The following is an 18,928-nucleotide window of genomic DNA, read 5'->3' on the forward strand; positions in this document are numbered from 1 at the left end:
TATTGAAAAGCTGGAGCATATCGAGCTTCGCAAATGCTGAGTGCTCAGGAATTATTCACGGTGATTGAACGAAAAAAAAGACTACCTTGGTAGTCTTTTTTTGCGTGCTCTCATAGGGCATAAGAAGAACGGTCCTTGCCCTTGATCCAATCTGGCGGCTTGCCACGTCCAGTCCAAGTCTTTCCTGTAGCGGGATCACGAAACTTTGCTTCGCCAGCTGTTGCCTTGTTGGGGCGCTTTGAAGTGAAAATATCTGTTGCAGTAAGACCGTAGTCCGCCACAAGGCTTCGAACTTTTGCAACCACATCACTAACTTCCTGTTTGCGAGCGGCTTCAATCTGGGCTTCCAGTGCTTCACGCTGGGCGAGAAGTTCTTTGTATGAGGTGCTCACGGTGTTCGCCTTCAAAGTTAATGAAGCGTAAATGATAACTAAATTTCAGATGGTTTGTTGATATTAAATTCGTTGTGGGTACTACGTATTGGTGGCGCCTTTATCTTGAGCTTTCGCTGTTGGTTCAGAGCCGGTACAATTGCCTCGTGACCGCTCTCTGAGCACCACGTAGCGTCTGAGCCCTTGTGAGACGCGCGCCTGCAGATGCAGGCAGGGCACACCTCTTCACCTTCCCACCGGGACCAACGAGTCCCAGCTGGGAGTCGTTGTCCTTCACTTGAAAGCAACGACATGTCCTCCTCCACGCGCAAACCCCAACAAGCCGCATCCGCCTTTGTCAGCGCCTCCCAGTGGGATGCCAAGCATCTGGCAGATATGGTTTCGCGGGTTCAAGATCCCCTGGTCGCTGATATTTTGATTGGGCTGCTCGAAGAGCATCCCGATCTAAAGATGCAGTACCTGGGTGTCTACACCAAAGCCTGGGAAACTCTGCGTCGAGCTGAGCAGATCCGGGAAAGAGCTTACGAAGCAGGGCAGAAGTATGCAGATCGGCGCCGCAAGGTAGCCAAATGCGTAACCTGGTCAGTGCGTCTCTTGCGTGATTTCTATCGCCTTGTGCGACAAGAAATCCTAAAAGCTCGTGCTGAGTCAACTGTGAAACAAGCTAATAAAACTGCACCCTTTAAGCCACAAGGCGATAACGTGATCTGCCTTCCAATGGCTCAACGGCCAACTGGAACAGACCGCTAAGCCTTTCGGCTTCAAACGAATCCCATCATCGAGCACGCGCTTGGTGATGGGATTTTTACTGTGTAGTTTCCTTTGTATCTTGGAGATTGAAAATGATTAAAGCTGAAGAATTGGCCAAGGGACTGATATCAAAGAATAGTAACGCCAGGAAGACTCAAGCAACTACCATGATGCGTTTGATCGGTGGGCTGCGAAATTTTAAGAATGGCGATCTTGAGTTGGATGCCAAAGAGTCCCTTGCTATAGTAGAGGCTATCTCTATACTGGAAAAAGGCGCTCAAATCCTGAAAAAAACAGCAAAGCTCAGGCTTGAAGATGAACAGCGTAGAGCGAAGCGACGTGCAGAAGTTGAGAAAGCTGTGAATGCTAGCCTCTTTGCTAAGCTGAATACCGTTGGCGAGAATATAGCACTTTTAAGTCTTATAGACTTCCATAAAATTTCCTGGTTCAATGATGACAGATCAGGCGTTTTGTATTTTTACCGTGATTGCCATAGAGAATGCCTGAAATCTATGGTTGATAGTATTGCTTATAGCTCTGAGCCAGTTGCCGAACAATTGGATAGAGCCTGGAGCAATTTTCAGGAAAAACTTCCCTCTCTTAAGCAGAAACATGCAGCCTTGATCTTGCGGATCACGGACATGCTGGAGCAGGACAAGGCTGGGCTGGAGGAAACTGTCAACCGCATTTGACTTGTTGAAAACGGTCTGTTAGCCTTCATTTCGTGAACCGCCGCAAGGCACACAGTGACTGAGCTCTTTCTAGTCACAGCATGGTCTCCCAAGGACTATGTAGAGCACTTTTCGCAACCCGGATGGGGACCAGCTGCCCCATCCAGACCTCGTGGTCCGGTGCGTGCATCTGCGCTCCCTTTCCATATTCTGGAAACTTTGGAGATCACCATGCAAGCATCGAACGCACAACGCGAGTATTTCAACCTGCACACCAGCGGTGTCGGCTATCTGAGCCGTGTCCGCTGGGTTACGCCGCAAGGCCGTGGCCGCAAGTCTGAGCCTTTCCTCGCATGCGCCATCAGTGCGTTGCGTGGGAGCTCTGATTCTTCCGACACGACCTACTTCGACCTCCGTGTAAGCGGGGAAGAAGCCATCGGCTTGATCGAAAGCATGAAGCAAAGTGTTGACGAACGTCGCAAGGTCACTGTGACCTTCCGCATCGCAGACACCTATCCTCATGTCTACGAGCGCGATGTGCGCGACCAGCAAACCGGACGCCCCACAGGGCAGAAGGAAATGGCCGCGCTCATCAAAGGACGCCTGATTCTCATCTATTCGATTTCGGTCGATGGGGAGTCGGTGTACAAGCGCAACGCTGATTCTGATGCTGCTGCACCTGCAGGTGAGAATGCTCCTCGTGAGCATGCACCACAGGGCGAAGGCTTCTACCAGGACGAGTCCTGGCCTGAAGAGCAGCAACAGCAGGAGCCGCCGCGTCAAGCTTCACAGCATGCGTCACAGCAAGAGGTCCGTCAGGGTGCTCAGCAGCAACGACCTGTGGATGCCCAACGGCCGGGCGCCTACGCCCAGCCGCGACAAGCAGCCGCGCCGGCTGCTCGTGGCCATGGTCCGTCGGCATATGCCCGTCGTCCAGCACCGCACAGCGGAGCTGGCTACACGCAGCATGCCGGTCAGCGTTAAGCTGAACAGCAAAAAAGCCCCCGTTCTGCATTAGCAGACCGGGGGCTTTTTCGCTCATGCTCGTACACTTCCAATGACACTTCTCGCGCTGGGGTGTACCAGCTACAGTTCAGCGTTGTGAGAAAATAACTACATGTCTAAATCTCAATCCAAACATCAATCTGTCAAGGCAGGTCCGGTCAAGGCCGCTACGGTCAAGGCAGGTCCGGGCAAGGCCGTTTTGGGCAAGGAGACTATCCATTCTGCAGCCGGTTCTTTAAAGTCGGAAACGAGGAATGTGCCACCTGACACGGATCATCATAATAAAACTATGCTTGTCTCAAACAATCGATTTTCGGCTTCTTCAGGGAAGGTGTTTCAGATGGCTGTCAAGGCAGGTATAGTTACATCTGATAAAAAACTCACCGAGACTTTTAAGTGAGTGCTGGTAGCCTGGTGGTGGCTTACCACGGTTGTGATGTAACATTGCGCGATGATCTTGTTACAGGAAAAATTGCTCATCTGAACCACAGCAACAATAAGTATGACTGGTTGGGTCCAGGCGCTTATTTTTTCGAGAATGATCTTGAACGTGCGCTTATTTTCGCTAAGGCCTCAGCTGATGCCCTGAGATGCGGTATTCTGCTCAACCGATTACTACGCCGTCGGCGGTTGGTGTCATCCTGAGAGTGCGGAATTGGATTGACATGACGAATCAAGATGGTTTGCAACTTTTTAGGGAAGCAGATGAGGTTCTAATTAATTCCCTTGTGGAAAATCGTAGTGAAGTTCCTAAAAATTCGCCAGCTCATGAGAACGATGTAGATATTCTTCATCGTGCACGAGATAGAGCAGTTTTCAACTTCATCCACGAAGCAAAGCCTGGTGAATTCGATGCGGTTCGTGGAGCTTTCGCTCAAGGTGATCAGGTATCGGTAAATAGTGGATTTCGGCTGCGTACGCATGTACAAATTGCACTAAAGAACAACAAATGTGTTCTAGGCTGGTTTTTACCCCCGGATACTAAGCTGCTGAGTGAAAATGAATATTCGCTAGCAAAGGACCGGCTCAGTGCTGCCAAAGCTGCCGTCACCGCAAGAAAGAGAAGAGTGAGAGCTTAGGTACAGACCTAGCTTCTGGCAATGGAGCCTCACGAGTTTGCACTTTTTGAAGACACGTTCGGTGCCGCACGGTGAGAAGCGACTGGATGCGCTAGAAGACGACTTTTGCGCTTCTGCGTGCGTTGAAGTGTTTTCGTCCCTAGCCCCAAGTTTTGCGCTATGCTCAAGGCTTCCAAGCGTTTGCAGGTATCGCTCAAACCTGCGGCCACTTTGTGGCAAGGCATGTGAGCTTCTGAGACATGCGCGCCCTCGGGTTGAAGCACTTTGATCTGGCACACTACCTCGTTGACGCACACCCTTCGGCACGTGTGCGAGGTCACATAGCCGGCTGACTGGAAATCTCCCGGAACATCCAACCAGCACTCCATGCGTTTTTCGTATGGAGTGTTTTTTTTCACCCATGGGGCCTTGCCCATGGGCTCAGGCTCCGTCTTTTGGAGCAAGAGCACATGATTAAGCTCTCCGGCATCACGCTGAGAGTCAAGAAAATTCGTGGTGGTCGCAACGGCGACTTTTGCGTGGGAGAGTTGTTCACCGAGATCGGTGAATTCCGCGTCTTCGACCAGCTGCTCGACCAGTTCGATGACGGCGTCTACAAAGGCACGGCTTGGGTTGAGCGCATCTTCTTGAAGCAGTACATCCACTTCAACAAGTCCATCACTGAGATCCGCGCCGTGCTGCACGATCTTCAGGTCGATGACATGGAAGAGAGGCCTGCAGAAACCCATCTTGTCGAGGCTGACCCAGCGGATGAAGAGCCGCGAGCCGTTACGGCACCGCCACCTCGCGCGGCACCTGTCAGCACCACATCGACGCCTCCACCAGGTTCGAGCCCGGCCCAGTCCAGAGCGAATGTGGAAGAGCTCAAAAAGCGCATCCAGAAGCGGCTGGCGAGAGGGGACCAGTCTTCGACAGCTGTGTCGGCTTCTGACCCCGAACCTGCTGAAGATCCGCAGTCAGCTCAACAGGCGCAGCTGCAGGAGCTTTTCGGGGAGCTTTGGCCGCGGGTGCATAACCGTGATGCTGTGAAGCTCGACCCGACCGTCGATCGTCTTCGCTTGCGTCAGCAAGTGGCGGCCCTGAAAGACCTAGGCTACAGCATGGCAGACATCCAGAGCCAGACCTGGCATCCCATCTGACACTTCAGCCCGCGTAGCGGGTTGTCTCTTGCGCATCGAGCGGTGCTCAATAGACAACCCGCTGGACCCAATAGGGTAGGGGGCTCTCAAATTGGGGTGGCTGCGACCTGATGCGCAGCGGCTTTGCGATAGTGCAGCCACGGTGAAAGCCAAGCCGTGCCTGTGACCGCGCCCTTCCTTGGTCACCTGAGCTCCAACTGGTGACCGGCCTTCTACTGGCGGCCAGGAGCATTGTGAAATCTGTGGAACCCGATGGGTTCCCTCAGCAGCTGCAGCTGCGGCTGCTGAGGGAAACCATCCAACCATTCAGTATGGTTTCGAGCACATTGAGCCCCGCAAATGTGCAAAGCAGTTCGCTGCTTGGGCATTGCCATCATCACCACCCTTTCGCGGGCACAAGAGCCCGCCAGGGAAGGCGTGCCCGCTCTTTTTTTCGGGAGGAGTAGACTCATGGGCATGCCCATCAAACTGAGCGTCTTTGAAGCACTAACCGAGGCTGGCGTCACGCCAGACAAGGCCCGTGCTGTGGAGCGTGAGCTTGAAAACGCCATCCAGACAGGTCAGGATGCTGTGCGTGCAGAGATGCGCGACCAAGTCATGACCAAATCGGATGGCGCCGAGCTGAAATCTCAGATCGCCAATGTGCGAACTGAAATCTCGGCATCTGAGACTCGTCTCAATGCCCGTCTCAATGACCAGCTCCGCTGGATCATCACTACGCAAATTACGGTTGTCGGGCTTGCCATCGCGGCGGTCAAACTTCTGTAGTTCTGCTTCTTTTCCACCCTCGGGGACCATCGTCCCCCAGGGCCGGTTGCCCCCATTTCTTTGGAGACAGCCATGTCGAACCCCCAAGTTCTCCCAATCTGGACGGCCGAGCAGCGCGCGCGCACGCATCAAGCGTTCAATCGCTGGCTGCTGGCCTGTACGGAGCAGGAGTATCAGAAGCTGATGGATCTGCGCGAGCAGGTCGCGCCTGGTGAGGTCTGTTCGATCGTCAAGCTGGTCCAATCGTGCTACGCACGTCCGGAGCTGCTTGCTGGTCTGCCTGCCGGCCTGGTTCAACTGATGCGAGAACGGAATTTGCCGCAGCCCTTTGCTGTCGCATCCGCTGCCGCAGGATAGGAAGCGCATCCCGCGCATCGAGCTCCTCGAAGAGGTGGACCAGGTCCAGTTCTTCGACGGGGCTTCCTTCAATCACTCTCAGTGTGGGGCGCGTTTCGGTCATCCGAAAAGTGTCTCACGATTTCAACTTCCCCCCAACCCGGATGGGCCGTGTCCCGTCCGGGCGCGCTCGTCCATTTCCCCCCTCTCAAGGAGAAATGTCATGACGCAAACCGAAAACCCAAGCGCAGCCAAGGCAGATGAAACCGTTCAAGTTGGTGCTCTTGCCCGTGCTAGCGGAAAGGAGTATCCGATGGAGATTCTGCAAAGTGCTGCGGGCTTCTACCTTGGGACCTATTCCGACGAAGATGGTCCGTACACGCGCGAATCAACCCAGTACTGGCCGACCCGTGAGAAGGCCAAGAAGGCATGGGATGAAGGACGCTGGACACAGCGCACCTATCTCTGACCCCACCACCCAGTTCACAGGTCCTCCTGTGGCTGGGACTTTCAATACCTCAACTCAACTTCAACCCGGATGGGCCGTCCCGTCCGGGGGCGCTCGTCCATTTCCCCCCAAGGAGAAATGACATGTCGCAAGTTCAATTCGCAACGTCCACACAGTCTTCAATCGCGCCCTTCGGCCTGCTCGCAGCCCAACGCGGAGAGTTCCTGCAGCTGCAGGTGCTGTCCAGCAATGGAGACTTCTACCTCGGTACGAGGTCTGAGCATGGTCCATTCACGCGGGAGTCTGATGAGTCCTGGAACAGCGAGCGCCAAGCCATCTCGGCCTGGAACTCCGGAATGTGGACCCAGCTGTGATCTACCAGGCAAAGCTTGCTTTGCCATCTTCCAACCAGCCAGCACCAGGGATCTCCTTGGGCTGGCTTTCTTTTTTGGGGAGAGCAGGCCATGGCCCTGATCTTCGCGCGCCTGGCGCGCAACTACATCAAGGCCGGGTACTTTCCGACCGATGAAGAATCGATTGCCCGCATTGCCAATCTGCTGCGCATGCCCGATCACGGCAATGTGCGCCTGTTGGATCCCTGCTGCGGCGAGGGCACGGCCCTGGCCGATGTGCGCCAACTGCTGACCGTGGCACGCGGTACGGCCGCCGGCGCCGAGGCCTTCGGCATCGAGCTGGACCGCGAACGTGCGCGGCACGCCAAGCAGATCCTCGATCGCGTGTTGCAAGCCGATGTCCACGATGTCATCGTGCGGCCGCGCAGCATGGGTCTTCTGTTTCTCAACCCGCCATACGGCTACGGTGTTTCTGACCAGGCTGCGCAGCGCTCCCTAATTGACGATGCGGAAAAGGCCGAGCGACTGGAACGAACGTTCCTACGCAAGTCTGTGCCCTATCTAGCCTACGGCGGTGTGCTGGTCTACCTCATTCCGCACTACGCCCTTGACGACGAGATCCGCGGTTACCTGGTTCGCAACTTCCAGGACCTGCGGGTGTTCATGGCACCTGAGCGGCGCTTCAAGCAATGCATCGTGATCGGCACCCGCTGTCGGCCCACGCATGCGACCAAGGCCGCATTGCAGCCTCTGGTGGACGCGCAGGCCTCGGAGGAGGGTGCACCCTTGCTACCGGACTCGTGGGAGCTGGAGCCCTATGTGATCCCTGCGCTGCAGGGGGATCTGGAGCTCGACTTCCATGCCGTGCAGATCGATGAAGAGCAGCTGGTCGATGAGCTGGCCAAGTTCTCTCACAGCCTGCTGTGGGAGGGCCTGCAGGGGCACTTCGCCCAGGCAACCGGCGCATGCCGGCCGCCGCTTCGTGACTTGACACCTTGGCACCTGGCTTTGGCCTTGGCCGCTGGGCAGGTCACAGGAAAGATCACGGCCGGCAACGGCCGCACCTTCCTGATCAAGGGTGATACCTACAAACGCAAGGAGCGAAAACTCAGCATCGACGTGGACGAGAAGGGCAATACCTCGCAGTCCACCGTGCTGCTGGACCGTTTCGTTCCCGTCATCAACGCCATCGAGCTCACGCCCGATGCGCGCCTTGGGCAGATCGTCAAGATCGCCTGATTTTTTAACCCCCTGGGGCACCGAGCCCCACGGGCCGGCCGCCTCGACAACCAAGGAGGTGGCCATGCCACGTCAACACCAAACCAATGTGGAGTTCCTCACCGAGCTCATGGAGTACTCGAAGTTCGGGCCAATGGTTCAGGGCTTCGTGATTCAGGCCTTGCACGAGAAGGCGGACGAGATCGCCAATGATCCCCATCCGGAGCGCTATGACTGCGGGCTTTTTGACGGCACGTACTGGCAAGAGATTGCCCGGGATGTGGCCCGGCAAATGGCCGAGAAATATGGCGACTACAACCGCAACCAGCCTGCGATTGACTGACCTACAAATTTGCTGAGGCCCCCGCCTGGCCTGGCGTTGAGCAAGGCAAGTCAGGGCAGAACTTCTTTTCTTTTCACCCAATGGGGACAGCCCCATTGGGGGGCCGTCCCTGCACCACAGGAGATGACCATGGAAATTGATGACCTGGTGCGGCCGGCCGCCACCACTCCACAGACCACACCCCTTTTCCACGCGGGCCGCTGGGCGACATCGCTCGGTGTGGACGATCTCATCTGCAAAGGTGAAGTCGATCCGCACGAGCTGCTGCGCCGGCACCAATGCGGGGACTGGGGTGAGATCCACTCGCTCGATCGCGCGCTCAACCAGCACTCGCTGGTCGATCGCGCCATCGTGATGTCCGTCTACAAGGTGGGCAAACACACGATCTGGGTCATCACCGATGCGGGGTGGCAGACAACCACGTTGTTGCTGCCCTACGAGCGTTGATGTCCGCGATCGAGACCCTCAAGCAGATTGCAGCGTTGGATCGCCATGGCCTTACGGCCCTGGATGAATCGATGCTGGATCTGCTTGCAACGCTGCCGGCACTGGTGCCGGACATCCTGAAAACCTTGGACCTGGCCAGCGATGCGCAAGCATCGTTGGAGAACGTCCTCTGCCATCTTGGCAACCGCATGACCGCCGCCGATCTTCGTGCGCGCGACCTTGTGGCCACCGAGCTCCTGCAGTCCCTGCAGGTCCTCTCGGGGCAGCCTGGCAGCAGGCTGCACTGACACCTTTCATCACCCACCCGGGGCAGCAGCCCTCGGGGGAGGCTGTCCCATTTCTTATGGAGATAGCCATGAACCAAACTACACACCTGCCTGCTCCCGAAGCGGTTTTGTCGTTCCAGCAATGGGAATCAGCCGTGATCGAGCTTCTTGTGAAGCAGCCCAAAGGCTGTGCCCTGAAGCTGGGTCAGCACGGTGCGATTCTGCTGGTAATGGGGGAGCTTATTTACCTTGAGACAGGAGACGATGTAAGGGATGGCGGCAGCTGCGATTCATCGGCCTGGGACGAAGAAAACGCTGCGTCTTGCAAGCGGGCTCTGTATGCCCGAGAGCTCTTTCAGCGGTGCACTCCCGACCAGGTGGAGTCGCATGAGCTGGAGATCCTCAACTTCTTCCTGCAGCGGCAGCCACATCGAGATCCAACCTATACAGACTTCGCCCGTCTCGTTCGTGCGGTGCTCATTCGGCATCCTGCCGGCACTGCCTTGCAAGTGCCTGGACACCTCGACTACATCCTGGTCGGTGGTCTGCTCAGCTGCATCGAGAGCCAGTCCAGCATCGACGGCATTTGCTTGCGAGATGCCAGCGACTGGTCCTCGATGGAGGCTGATCTGAAGGCACTGATTGCGCCAAAGTTCATTCAGCGGTTCACCGCCGAAGAGTTGGAGGCGTACCTGCAGGAAGAGCCATCGACGTGCAGCAGGTTCGCACTGTCGGCGCCAGTGGATACCTCTCGCATGAGTGCACTGGAGTACGAATGCGCGGTGATGGAGTTGCTGGTCGGACATCCCAAAGGCACGGGCCTCAAGGATGCGCGTGGAGCGATCTTCATTATCGATGGCGAGCTGATGCACGTCGCGGAGGGCAAGGAACTCGATGATGCAACCGACTGCGATCCCGAGGCCTGGGGCGACACAGATCCAGCACCGGATCTTGAAGCCCTGGCGCGCGCTGAGCTCGTGCAGGTCTTCTCTACTGCGGACGTGATCGCCTTCGAGCGCACACGGTCGTCTTAACCACCTTTCAGCATCGCTGAATTCAACCAAAACCGGCTACAGCCGGTTTTCCAGAGCTTGCCAAGGGGTGAGCTGCGGAAAACCGTTTGAACCACTCAAAAACGGTTTTAGGCGCGCTGAGCCTTGAAAGCGCGCCGGTCGCAAGACCAGGCATTTTTCCAACCACCCCTGCGGGCATCGTCCCGCAAGGGCGGCGCTCGCTCTCTCAATCCAACTTGAAGGAGCATCTCATGCGTACTCACTACAGCCACTCCACACGCGATGGCCACAAACTCGTCACGATCATCGAACTGGGCGGCGCCCGGGAACTCGACATCAGCACCCGCAAGGGACTCGGAGGCGCACTGGAGTCCCGTGCCTCGGTCCACCTTTGCTCCGGAAACTCTCGCCGCCACGTGATTGGTTTCAACGGCGATGGCGACTTCAATCGCCTCTTCCTTTCGACCAGCCCCAAGCGTGTCACCGAGAAGGTGGCACGGGAACAGCACACGCTGATCCTGGCCCAAGTCGAATCCATCAAGCTGGCCGTGGAAATGCACTACGCGGCGCAGGAACGCAAGGAGCCTGCTCATGCATGACCTCGAAGTTGCTGCGCGCGGCGTTGTGAACACCTGGGAACAGGGCAACCTGGCCCAGGCCGTCAGTGCTCTGGACTGTTCGCTGCAGGACCAGAACCAATGGCGCTTGGACTATGCAGTGGCCATCGCCCGGGCGCGCGAGATCTACTGTTCCGAGACCTGCCTGATTGACACGCTTCCACTGGTGGCGCCCTCGCAAGAGGGCACCTTCGTAGCGGCGTGGCTGTGGGTGCCAAACGCTCGCTGATCCAACCTTCAACCCATGTGGGGCACGCCCCGCATGGGGCTGCTCCGTCTTCTTTGGAGCATCTTTTGACACCTCATCGCAGCCTCTACCGTATCGAAGGCTACGCGGATCTCTGGGTTGACGCGTGCCTGCGCAACGACGAAGGCGAGCTCATGTTCCTGTCGTTCTACGGCCGTGATGCCTCTGCCATGCAGTTCATCGCGGCCGCCGAGCTCGGCAGCCAGGCTGATGCCGGCATCAGCCGCTTCAGCCTGGTCGGCGCCGGCGGCCAGCGTCAGCTGGTGGACCTCGGGCCTACCGACCGCCTGGCCAAGTTCAGCGGCCGGCTGCCACGCCAGAACCTGTTCGGGCCGCTGAGCCACCTGTGGCTCTACGACAAACGCCTGCGTGCCCTGGACAAGGCAAATCGCATCGGCTGGGTGCTGGCCACCACTGGTGACATCGAGGCGCGTGTGTGGAGCCTTGTCAAGGAACTGGCGCCCATCGCCTTGCTCGACGCCTGGCAGCAGCCGCTGCTGGCATGGTGTCAAGACAAAGGCGCTGTGCACGAGCTCGGTCAAGGTCTCTATCCGCGCATCGGGGATCTTCGCGCGCTCCGCGTGAGCATCACCGACCACTTCATCCGGCACGTCAGTGCCGGCGTCCGCGAGCGTCTGCTCGTCGCCTGAACCATCCTTGTGAGTCCTACCTGGCAGCGCGCCAGGCCTCGGGCCCGCTTTCTCAACCACCTACCAGGGCGCACCGCTGTTCTTCAGCGGTGCGCCCTTATTTTTTGGAGCAAATCATGGAAGTTTCCACACCCACCACACCCGTCCTGGAGCAGGACACAACTACAGTTGCACCTGTTGCAGCATCGGATGCCACGGGCGAATTTGGCCAGATCGAGGGCGAGGACTTCCTGGCCGATGTGATCAGCGAGACCATCCCGCTGGGCGATTTCATCCGCGAGTTTGGCCAGGGCCTGCTTGACCAAGTTCGGGCCCAGCACCCGCCTGTCTACATGCCTGAGCGAGACAGCAAGACAAGCGTCTGGCAGGAACGCCAGGAGATCCTGCAGGGGCTCAAACGCAAACCGTTCGCCGCGCAGTCGGAGGCCGTCCAGGCCATCGTCAAGCTGCTGGCCGACCAGGGCGAGCCTGCGGCCGTGCTGAACGCCGAAATGGGCACGGGCAAGACCATGATGGCCATCTGCACTGCCGTGCTGCTGCAGCGCCTGCAGCAGCGCAATCCACGCACACTGATCATCTCGCCGCCCCACCTGGTCTACAAGTGGCGGCGCGAGATCCTGGAGACCGTTCCCGGTGCACGCGTGTGGGTGCTCAACGGCCCTGACACGCTGCGCAAGCTGCTGGCCTTGCGATCGCGCCTGGGCCTGGAATCCAGCCAGCCGGAGTTTTTCGTGCTCGGTCGCGTGCGTATGCGCATGGGCTTTCACTGGCGGCCGGCGTTCATCGAACGCAAGCTGCTGATCGAGGGCCAGATGTTCTCTGCAGCGTGCTGTCCCAACTGCATGCGGCCGCTCGAATCCAAGGGGGAAGAGGGCGAGACTCTGCCGCTGTCTGCGCCTCTGGCCAAGCAGCTGCTGAGCGAACGCCGGCGCAAGTGCGACAGCTGCAGCTCCACGCTGTGGACGCTCATTCGCAGTGGCAAGCCCATCCAGTCCATGTACGACCTGGTGCTCGACGCGCTGCAGCAGCTGCCGACCATCGGGCCGGTGGCGGCCAAGCGTCTGCTCAAAACCTTCGGGGAGAAGACCTTGGCGGCCATGCTGGAGGACAACGTCTACGAGTTCGTGAACTTGATGGACGAGAACGGTGATCTGGTGTTTTCCGACAGACAAGCCAAGCGCATGGAGCGGCGCCTGGCCAACTTCGAGTTCTCGATAGGGCAGGGGGGATATCAGCCCACCGAGTTCATTAAGCGCTATCTGCCCAAGGAATACTTTGGGCTGCTGGTGGTCGATGAAGGCCATGAGTACAAGAACGAGGGCTCGGCCCAGGGTCAGGCCATGGGGGTGCTGGCCAGCCAGTGCTCCAAGGTGCTGCTGCTGACGGGAACGCTCATGGGCGGTTATGCAGACGATCTCTTCCATCTGCTTTGGCGGATCAACCCGGCCGCTCTGATCGAGGACGGATTCAAGCCGTCAAAGAATGGCTCCATGGCTGCGGCCACGATGGGTTTCATGCGAACGCACGGCGTGCTCAAGGACGTGTACAAGGAGTCGGCATCGACCTCCCACCGCACGGCCAAGGGCAAGCAGCTCACGGTGCGCACTTCCAAGGCCCCGGGCTTTGGCCCTGTGGGCATCATGCGCTACGTGCTGCCCATCACCGTCTTCCTGAAACTGCGCGACATCGGGCAGAAGGTGCTTCCGTCCTATGCCGAGTCCTTCATCGACGTACAGATGGAGGAGGACCAGGCCGAGGCCTACCAGGTCATGGCGCTCAAGCTCGTGCAGATGCTCAAACAGGCCCTGGCCATGAAAGACAGCACGCTGCTGGGCGTGGTCATGAACGTGCTGCTGGCCTGGCCAGAATGCTGCTTCAGGACCGAGACCGTCAGGCATCCCAGGACGAAGGCGCTGCTTCACCTGCAGGCGCCGGTCTTCTCGGAAACCGAGTGCACGCCGAAGGAGGGCAAGCTGATGCAGCTGTGTGCGGAAGAGAAAGCACAGGGCCGCAAGGTCCTGGTCTATTCCATCTACACGGGCACACGCGACACCACCGCCAGGCTGCGCATGCACCTGGAAGCCCGGGGCTTCAAGGTCGCTGTGCTGCGCGCCAGCGTGGACGCATCGAAGCGAGAGGACTGGGTGGCTGACCAGGTCGATCGCGGCGTCGACGTGGTCATCACAAATCCCGAGCTCGTAAAGACCGGCCTGGATCTCCTTGAGTTCCCGACCATCGTCTTCTTGCAGTCCGGGTTCAATGTCTACACGATGATGCAGGCGGCCAGGCGCTCATGGCGTATCGGCCAAAAGCTCGACGTGCGCGTGATCTTCTTGGGCTACGCCGGCACCAGCCAGATGGATTGCCTGCGGCTTATGGCCAAGAAGATCACGGTGTCCCAATCTACCTCGGGCGACATGCCCGAGTGCGGGCTGGACGTGCTCAATGACAGTGAAGGCGAGAGCATCGAAGTGGCCCTGGCCAGGGAGTTGCTTGCAGCCTAGCAGTGCACTGAGCACTAGCTTAAAAGCCCCGATAGGATCTTCCTGCCGGGGCTTTTTTTACTTTACGCCAAGAGAATTTTAGCCAGATGCAACCCATGCCTGGCATCGGCACGAGTGACAGCCTTTGACGAATCAATTCCGACTAAACCGTACGGTAGCGATATGCCACCTCCAGACAATCAGAGGGGTGGCTCAAATGCGTAGAGGATGCGGGAGATAGAGGAAATCCGACGCGGGCCTCCAGCATTGCTGCCGAATGCTTTCGGGTAGATAATTTTTGTATTAAAAAGCTGCAGGCACTGCCGTGGTGCCTACGTCGCGGAAGTGACGCCCATCCCTGCTCCTCATTTGCCAGCATGCCTCCACCTGAAGTTAATCAAAGAAAGCTGCCCAGCACAACCGAACGTGGCGATCGATTCAGGGACCTAGTGTGCGATCTGCTAAGGACCAAGTATCCCAACTTGCGAGTGGAAGTTCGCGAGTCCGGCACCAAGGTGGACATCCGCTTCACACGCGAAGACTTCGGAAAGACCGAGATCTGGGCTGTGGAATGCAAGGACTACAGCAGTCGACTAGACAAGGGCTATGTGTCCTCCCACATCTATCCGCAGTACCAGGTCATGCTTGACAAGGGACGGATCAACCGAATCCTGATCGTCAGTCGCAGCGGGGTCTCCACTGACGCACAGGAACTCATCGATGACTGGCGTAGCGCTTCGCACCTGACCTACGACCAGCTGGCCGAGTCAGTTTTCGGTATCAAGCCATACATCACGCATCTGGCTGCGCTGCGGCCCACTGATCTGACGGAATACGTCGAAGCGCGATTAGAGGGCCTCACAGAGCCCGCCATCCAGATCGTCGAGAACTGGCTACAAAGCGATGAAGGGCCAAGTCGGGCGATTCTGGGTGGATATGGCCAGGGCAAATCCAGCTTTGCCAAGCGTATTGCCGCCCACTGTGCCAATCTACACTTGGCTGATCCCACCGCCCGCATGCCCATCCTTCTGCGACTAGGGGAGGTGGTGCATGAAACCCAGCTTGAGGGACTTTTCGGCAAGGAGTTCACCTCACGTTTTCCCTGTGTGGGATACCAGTATGCGACCTTGGAGTACCTGAACAAGCAAGGCCGTCTGTTCATCATCCTGGATGGGTTCGACGAGATGAAACACGCCATGACAGCGGCGGACTTTCTCAACAACTTCCGCGAATTCAACAAGCTGCTGGTGGGCAAGGCCAAGGTGTTGCTGCTGGGACGGCCTAATGCGCTGCCTTCCGATGAGCGAGATATGGTCTTTCGCGGCATGACTAAGGTTGGCGGTCAACTCGTCGCAAGCGCAGACTATCCCCCTTGGCATGAGTGGAAATTAGCCTTCTTCAACGCAGAAGAAACCTCCCAACTCCTGACCTCCAGCCTGAGGGTCAACCAAATCAAGCACGAAAATAGTAAGCGCTATTCCTACCAATCGAACTTTATAGAGAGGAGGCGCGACGAGATTTTTGCGCAGGTACCCAGGGATCTGCTAAGCCGTCCTGTCCATGTGCAACTTGTCGCGGATGCAGCCGCTGATCCGAACTTCGATCTGCGAGGTTTCAATGCGCATCGCTTGTACGAGCACTTTATTAGCAATATGGTTCAACGCGACACTGTGGAGAAAGCCGCTCGCAGGCCCATCGCCTTGGAGGCCCGACTGCAGTTCCAGCGCGAGCTCGCCTGGTGGGCTTGGCGCAAGCCTGACGGCACGCAGGGCAGCTTCTACCGTCGCGAACTTCCGGACTTGCTTTTCCATGATCTGCCCAACGGCAACAGCTCTGATCAGGAGGGAAAACGCAATGAGTACATCGTCTCGACCTTGACGGAGGAGAAAGAGTCCGGCGTGCTTTTCTTCGCGCACCGGTCCTTCCAAGAATTCCTGGTCGCAGAGCGCATGCGTTTGGTAAAGCCTTCGCCAGCGGCACATGCCGACTATTCCAACAGCCTGACCGATGATGTGGCCGCCTTTCTACGCTTGGCACCGGATCATGAGTTCATTCTGAACTGGTACACGACGTTGCAAGGTGCTGCAGGCCCCATCGCCTTGGGCTACCTTGATTTTTTTGCTTCGTTCGAGGAAATCTGCCACCAGATCACTACTCACACGTTGTCTGGAGATGTCGCTACCGTGGATGCGTGGAGCGCAATCATCCTGCACCACGCTACTCGGAAACGCACACCGGGGGCGCTTGAGCCTGCGCGCCTCAACACGATCATGACGAATCTAGTCAAACAGGGCAATGTTGGCGCGGCCGCCGTCGCAGCGCTTTCTCTACTGGCGGAATGCAACGAAGCCGAGGATGACCAGGAACAATTACGTGCCCAGGTTGTTGGTGCAGTGATCGAGCGCTGTCTGCGTATGGCGCGGACCGGTACCGCTAAAGGAAACCTACTTATTGACAAGTCTGAAGCTGACTTCTCCTCAGAATGGATGGCCACACTTGAGAAAGCTGCCGCCCAGCATACGCATAGTGACATAACTGTCAGCTGCGGGTTCGACACTCTGGAGCGCTTGTGTGCCTTGCAACTGCAGGGCAAGAGCAAAGCCTCCCGAATTGGGGTCGCACCAGTCAATCCGATCACCTTGAACGACGCCCCCATGGGCGTCGGCGTGATGCATGAAGTTTCGGCTCATCAGGTATTTAGGTATGTCGACGAGCGCCTTGTGAAAGATCATGGCGCCTTCCTGCGTGCAAGACGTGAGCGCTTTCCCGTAGTACTTGTGGACGTTCGCTCACGGAATTTGCGTGGCCGATAGGTTCATCCTGCTATAGCCGAGTCATGACGCATTGCGGGATTTGGCCATGCCCAACATGGAAGCCGGGAATTGTCGGTGACTCGTTAATCAACGGTAGGTGTCTCAGGTACTTGACCAATGCTGATGACTTTAGCCATGAATGCGTGGACATGGCAATAGATTTGTTGATGATCAGCACATACGTAACCAGAATCCCTGAGCGTGCTGCCCGCTCCAGGGGTTACCCAGAGACCATTAGTATAGACGCCGGGTCCGAGTTCACTTGTGTAGGGCCTTCATGGCGTGGATGCAGGCACGAGGCATTAAGTACATCCTGATTTAACCGGGCAAGCCAATCCAGAACGCCTACATGGAAAGTTACAACGGCAAATTCCAGGACGAATGCCCCAACGAGAGCTGCTTCGAGTCCGTCGTCCAAGCGCGAGAGGCCATCGCTATCTGGAATCGAGATTACAACGAGGTTCGACCACTCAGGAACGTTAACGGATCCCACCGGCCGCGTTGCAGCCTATCATCCCACCCCACCACGTCAACAGCTGACGCAGGATCAGTAAGCTAGCCAATTTTAGTATCTCTCTGCAAATCCTTGGTAAGTTGAGAAGACTGTCCAACTAAGATATACTTACATTATGCAACAAATAGACGCAACCATAATTGAAAGCTTGAGCAGTGAAACTGCCCCAGGCAAAGTTGTTTTCTTAATAGGAGAAAACGGTGCAGGTAAAAGCAGAATATTGTCTTCTTTAGCCGAAGAATTGTATGGCAGAAAAAAAGAAAATATTATTGCAATATCGAACTCCCCCTATACCAGATTTCATCCTACTTCATATTATAGAAGTCAAAGATACAATCGCCATCTTTCTGGAGTAAGAGATATATCGCCGTCGAAGTTAATAAAGAATGTTATCGCATCTATAGGTCAAGGTGAAAAACCCAGATGGAATAATCAACGAAGAATAGAGCAATTGCTTAAGACTTTGGATTATTTGGGTATTTCGCCAATTATTGGCTTCTCTATTGATGTAAAGAATTTTATTGCCGATTCCTATCATTTCAATTCAGAGCAGGTTGACGATTATGCGACCAGGCCAAAATTTATGGAACGGTTTTTGCAGGATAGAGTTGAGAAAGCTAAAAATGTTCTCCACTTTGAATTTGACGACGATGTAGCTGTGGCGCTAGGGTATCTGGACCGTATTTCGGAATCTAGTCGTAAAATTGAATGGGTTGATCTGCGAGACTTTTACCGACAAAGAAATTTTGAAGTTCTAAGAGCACTATGTGCGTCTGAGTATAAGTTTTCAAATTTTTTAAAGGTGAATATATATGCTCAGAAAAATAATAAACATGATATTTTTTTTATGGATGGAATAAGTTCAGGTGAAAAATCTCATTTTTCAATTATTAATTTCATTTCTTCTAAAATTGCCGAAGACACATGGATATTGATTGATGAACCTGAGAATAGTTTGCATCCAAGGTGGCAGAGAAATTACTGCTCTATATTATTAGATAACTTCCATTATTTTCAACCAAAAATTGTAATAGCCACTCACTCACCAATGATTGTGTCGGGTGCTTCGAGTGCAGGAGTATCTGACATGGCATATCATCCAGGCAGCCATAGATCTGTCTCTATTGATGGCGTTGAAAGTGTTGAATCGATATTAATGGAAGTGTTTGACACGATCACCCCAAAAAATCACCATTTAAGTGTACAGGCTCAAGAACTTCTTGAAGATTTGTCGAGTAATAGGATTGATCTCAGTGCTACTCTTGCCACTATAAAAGAATGGTCTTCTAAAATAACAGAGGATAAACAGAGAGCGTTCCTTGATGGGCTAGAAGAATTGGCTAAAAAAATTAGTACAGAACCCTTCTGAGTCAATA

23 protein-coding genes are annotated in these 18,928 nt (G+C 55.9%); 22 read left to right on the forward strand and 1 reads right to left on the reverse strand.

Going from position 1 to position 18,928, the window contains the following annotated elements; genetic code table 11:
• Positions 1-110 precede the first annotated feature (110 nt).
• Positions 111-392, reverse strand: coding sequence for an H-NS histone family protein (locus A4F85_RS29355; protein ID WP_082848256.1), 282 nt, complete (start codon positions 390-392; stop codon positions 111-113).
• A 291-nt stretch (positions 393-683) separates the two neighbouring features.
• Between A4F85_RS29355 and A4F85_RS30370 the strand changes: the two genes are divergently transcribed.
• The 22 genes from A4F85_RS30370 (at position 684) to A4F85_RS29380 (ending at position 18,921) form a co-directional block, all read left to right on the forward strand.
• Positions 684-1,142, forward strand: a complete 459-nt coding sequence (locus A4F85_RS30370; protein ID WP_156516959.1) for a hypothetical protein — start codon at positions 684-686, stop codon at positions 1,140-1,142.
• Between the two features lie 92 nt (positions 1,143-1,234).
• On the forward strand, positions 1,235-1,834 hold the full coding sequence (locus A4F85_RS30375; protein ID WP_156516960.1) for a hypothetical protein: 600 nt from the start codon (positions 1,235-1,237) through the stop codon (positions 1,832-1,834).
• A 210-nt stretch (positions 1,835-2,044) separates the two neighbouring features.
• A complete protein-coding gene (locus tag A4F85_RS29360; RefSeq protein WP_082848257.1) occupies positions 2,045-2,797 on the forward strand; it encodes a DUF3577 domain-containing protein in 753 nt (250 codons plus the stop codon).
• Positions 2,798-2,930: 133 nt separating this feature from the next.
• Positions 2,931-3,218 (forward strand): hypothetical protein, encoded by a 288-nt coding sequence (locus A4F85_RS30380; protein ID WP_156516961.1) that lies wholly within the window; start codon positions 2,931-2,933, stop codon positions 3,216-3,218.
• Between the two features lie 265 nt (positions 3,219-3,483).
• Positions 3,484-3,897, forward strand: coding sequence for a hypothetical protein (locus tag A4F85_RS31025; RefSeq protein ID WP_231890466.1), 414 nt, complete (start codon positions 3,484-3,486; stop codon positions 3,895-3,897).
• Positions 3,898-4,346: 449 nt separating this feature from the next.
• Positions 4,347-5,036, forward strand: a complete 690-nt coding sequence (locus A4F85_RS06670) for a DUF3275 family protein (RefSeq protein ID WP_063327895.1) — start codon at positions 4,347-4,349, stop codon at positions 5,034-5,036.
• Positions 5,037-5,486: 450 nt separating this feature from the next.
• On the forward strand, positions 5,487-5,804 hold the full coding sequence (locus A4F85_RS06675) for a hypothetical protein (protein ID WP_043792687.1): 318 nt from the start codon (positions 5,487-5,489) through the stop codon (positions 5,802-5,804).
• A 72-nt stretch (positions 5,805-5,876) separates the two neighbouring features.
• Complete coding sequence (locus tag A4F85_RS06680) at positions 5,877-6,161, forward strand: hypothetical protein (protein WP_063326090.1); 285 nt, start codon at positions 5,877-5,879, stop codon at positions 6,159-6,161.
• A 202-nt stretch (positions 6,162-6,363) separates the two neighbouring features.
• Positions 6,364-6,609, forward strand: a complete 246-nt coding sequence (locus A4F85_RS29370; protein ID WP_082848135.1) for a hypothetical protein — start codon at positions 6,364-6,366, stop codon at positions 6,607-6,609.
• A 122-nt stretch (positions 6,610-6,731) separates the two neighbouring features.
• Positions 6,732-6,962 (forward strand): hypothetical protein, encoded by a 231-nt coding sequence (locus A4F85_RS06685; RefSeq protein ID WP_063326091.1) that lies wholly within the window; start codon positions 6,732-6,734, stop codon positions 6,960-6,962.
• Positions 6,963-7,052: 90 nt separating this feature from the next.
• Positions 7,053-8,180 (forward strand): DUF6094 domain-containing protein, encoded by a 1,128-nt coding sequence (locus A4F85_RS06690; protein ID WP_063326092.1) that lies wholly within the window; start codon positions 7,053-7,055, stop codon positions 8,178-8,180.
• A gap of 64 nt (positions 8,181-8,244) precedes the next feature.
• On the forward strand, positions 8,245-8,502 hold the full coding sequence (locus A4F85_RS06695) for a hypothetical protein (protein ID WP_156516962.1): 258 nt from the start codon (positions 8,245-8,247) through the stop codon (positions 8,500-8,502).
• 129 nt (positions 8,503-8,631) lie between these two features.
• A complete protein-coding gene (locus A4F85_RS06700) occupies positions 8,632-8,949 on the forward strand; it encodes a type I restriction endonuclease subunit M (RefSeq protein ID WP_156516963.1) in 318 nt (105 codons plus the stop codon).
• Entirely contained in the window at positions 8,949-9,236 is a 288-nt protein-coding gene (locus tag A4F85_RS06705) for a hypothetical protein (protein ID WP_063326095.1), read from the forward strand. The genes A4F85_RS06700 and A4F85_RS06705 overlap by 1 nt, the downstream gene beginning before the upstream one ends.
• A 68-nt stretch (positions 9,237-9,304) precedes the next feature.
• Positions 9,305-10,249 carry a hypothetical protein gene (locus tag A4F85_RS06710; protein WP_156516964.1) on the forward strand — a complete coding sequence of 315 codons (945 nt, stop codon included), beginning with the start codon at positions 9,305-9,307 and terminating at the stop codon, positions 10,247-10,249.
• Positions 10,250-10,335: 86 nt separating this feature from the next.
• Positions 10,336-10,827, forward strand: a complete 492-nt coding sequence (locus A4F85_RS06715) for a hypothetical protein (protein ID WP_231890467.1) — start codon at positions 10,336-10,338, stop codon at positions 10,825-10,827.
• On the forward strand, positions 10,820-11,074 hold the full coding sequence (locus A4F85_RS06720) for a hypothetical protein (RefSeq protein WP_063326098.1): 255 nt from the start codon (positions 10,820-10,822) through the stop codon (positions 11,072-11,074). The genes A4F85_RS06715 and A4F85_RS06720 overlap by 8 nt, the downstream gene beginning before the upstream one ends.
• Before the next feature lie 65 nt (positions 11,075-11,139).
• Complete coding sequence (locus A4F85_RS06725) at positions 11,140-11,742, forward strand: hypothetical protein (RefSeq protein ID WP_063326099.1); 603 nt, start codon at positions 11,140-11,142, stop codon at positions 11,740-11,742.
• Positions 11,743-11,858: 116 nt separating this feature from the next.
• On the forward strand, positions 11,859-14,246 hold the full coding sequence (locus A4F85_RS06730; RefSeq protein WP_156516965.1) for a DEAD/DEAH box helicase: 2,388 nt from the start codon (positions 11,859-11,861) through the stop codon (positions 14,244-14,246).
• 356 nt (positions 14,247-14,602) lie between these two features.
• Complete coding sequence (locus tag A4F85_RS06735; RefSeq protein WP_082848136.1) at positions 14,603-17,038, forward strand: NACHT domain-containing protein; 2,436 nt, start codon at positions 14,603-14,605, stop codon at positions 17,036-17,038.
• Between the two features lie 334 nt (positions 17,039-17,372).
• Complete coding sequence (locus A4F85_RS31380) at positions 17,373-17,597, forward strand: integrase core domain-containing protein (RefSeq protein WP_442856616.1); 225 nt, start codon at positions 17,373-17,375, stop codon at positions 17,595-17,597.
• Between the two features lie 70 nt (positions 17,598-17,667).
• Entirely contained in the window at positions 17,668-18,921 is a 1,254-nt protein-coding gene (locus A4F85_RS29380; protein ID WP_082848138.1) for an ATP-binding protein, read from the forward strand.
• Positions 18,922-18,928 lie beyond the last annotated feature (7 nt).

This window comes from Delftia sp. GW456-R20, assembly GCF_001622915.1.
GTDB classification, from domain to species: Bacteria; Pseudomonadota; Gammaproteobacteria; order Burkholderiales; family Burkholderiaceae_C; genus Comamonas; species Comamonas acidovorans.

Bases quoted from the DNA above. Each gene is read 5' to 3' on its own strand.
- A4F85_RS30370 (WP_156516959.1), top strand. From the start codon at position 684: ATGTCCTCCTCCACGCGCAAACCCCAACAAGCCGCATCCGCCTTTGTC.
- A4F85_RS30375 (WP_156516960.1), top strand. From the start codon at position 1,235: ATGATTAAAGCTGAAGAATTGGCCAAGGGACTGATATCAAAGAATAGT.
- A4F85_RS29360 (WP_082848257.1), top strand. From the start codon at position 2,045: ATGCAAGCATCGAACGCACAACGCGAGTATTTCAACCTGCACACCAGC.
- A4F85_RS30380 (WP_156516961.1), top strand. From the start codon at position 2,931: ATGTCTAAATCTCAATCCAAACATCAATCTGTCAAGGCAGGTCCGGTC.
- A4F85_RS31025 (WP_231890466.1), top strand. From the start codon at position 3,484: ATGACGAATCAAGATGGTTTGCAACTTTTTAGGGAAGCAGATGAGGTT.
- A4F85_RS06670 (WP_063327895.1), top strand. From the start codon at position 4,347: ATGATTAAGCTCTCCGGCATCACGCTGAGAGTCAAGAAAATTCGTGGT.
- A4F85_RS06675 (WP_043792687.1), top strand. From the start codon at position 5,487: ATGGGCATGCCCATCAAACTGAGCGTCTTTGAAGCACTAACCGAGGCT.
- A4F85_RS06680 (WP_063326090.1), top strand. From the start codon at position 5,877: ATGTCGAACCCCCAAGTTCTCCCAATCTGGACGGCCGAGCAGCGCGCG.
- A4F85_RS29370 (WP_082848135.1), top strand. From the start codon at position 6,364: ATGACGCAAACCGAAAACCCAAGCGCAGCCAAGGCAGATGAAACCGTT.
- A4F85_RS06685 (WP_063326091.1), top strand. From the start codon at position 6,732: ATGTCGCAAGTTCAATTCGCAACGTCCACACAGTCTTCAATCGCGCCC.
- A4F85_RS06690 (WP_063326092.1), top strand. From the start codon at position 7,053: ATGGCCCTGATCTTCGCGCGCCTGGCGCGCAACTACATCAAGGCCGGG.
- A4F85_RS06695 (WP_156516962.1), top strand. From the start codon at position 8,245: ATGCCACGTCAACACCAAACCAATGTGGAGTTCCTCACCGAGCTCATG.
- A4F85_RS06700 (WP_156516963.1), top strand. From the start codon at position 8,632: ATGGAAATTGATGACCTGGTGCGGCCGGCCGCCACCACTCCACAGACC.
- A4F85_RS06705 (WP_063326095.1), top strand. From the start codon at position 8,949: ATGTCCGCGATCGAGACCCTCAAGCAGATTGCAGCGTTGGATCGCCAT.
- A4F85_RS06710 (WP_156516964.1), top strand. From the start codon at position 9,305: ATGAACCAAACTACACACCTGCCTGCTCCCGAAGCGGTTTTGTCGTTC.
- A4F85_RS06720 (WP_063326098.1), top strand. From the start codon at position 10,820: ATGCATGACCTCGAAGTTGCTGCGCGCGGCGTTGTGAACACCTGGGAA.
- A4F85_RS06730 (WP_156516965.1), top strand. From the start codon at position 11,859: ATGGAAGTTTCCACACCCACCACACCCGTCCTGGAGCAGGACACAACT.
- A4F85_RS06735 (WP_082848136.1), top strand. From the start codon at position 14,603: ATGCCTCCACCTGAAGTTAATCAAAGAAAGCTGCCCAGCACAACCGAA.
- A4F85_RS29380 (WP_082848138.1), top strand. From the start codon at position 17,668: ATGCAACAAATAGACGCAACCATAATTGAAAGCTTGAGCAGTGAAACT.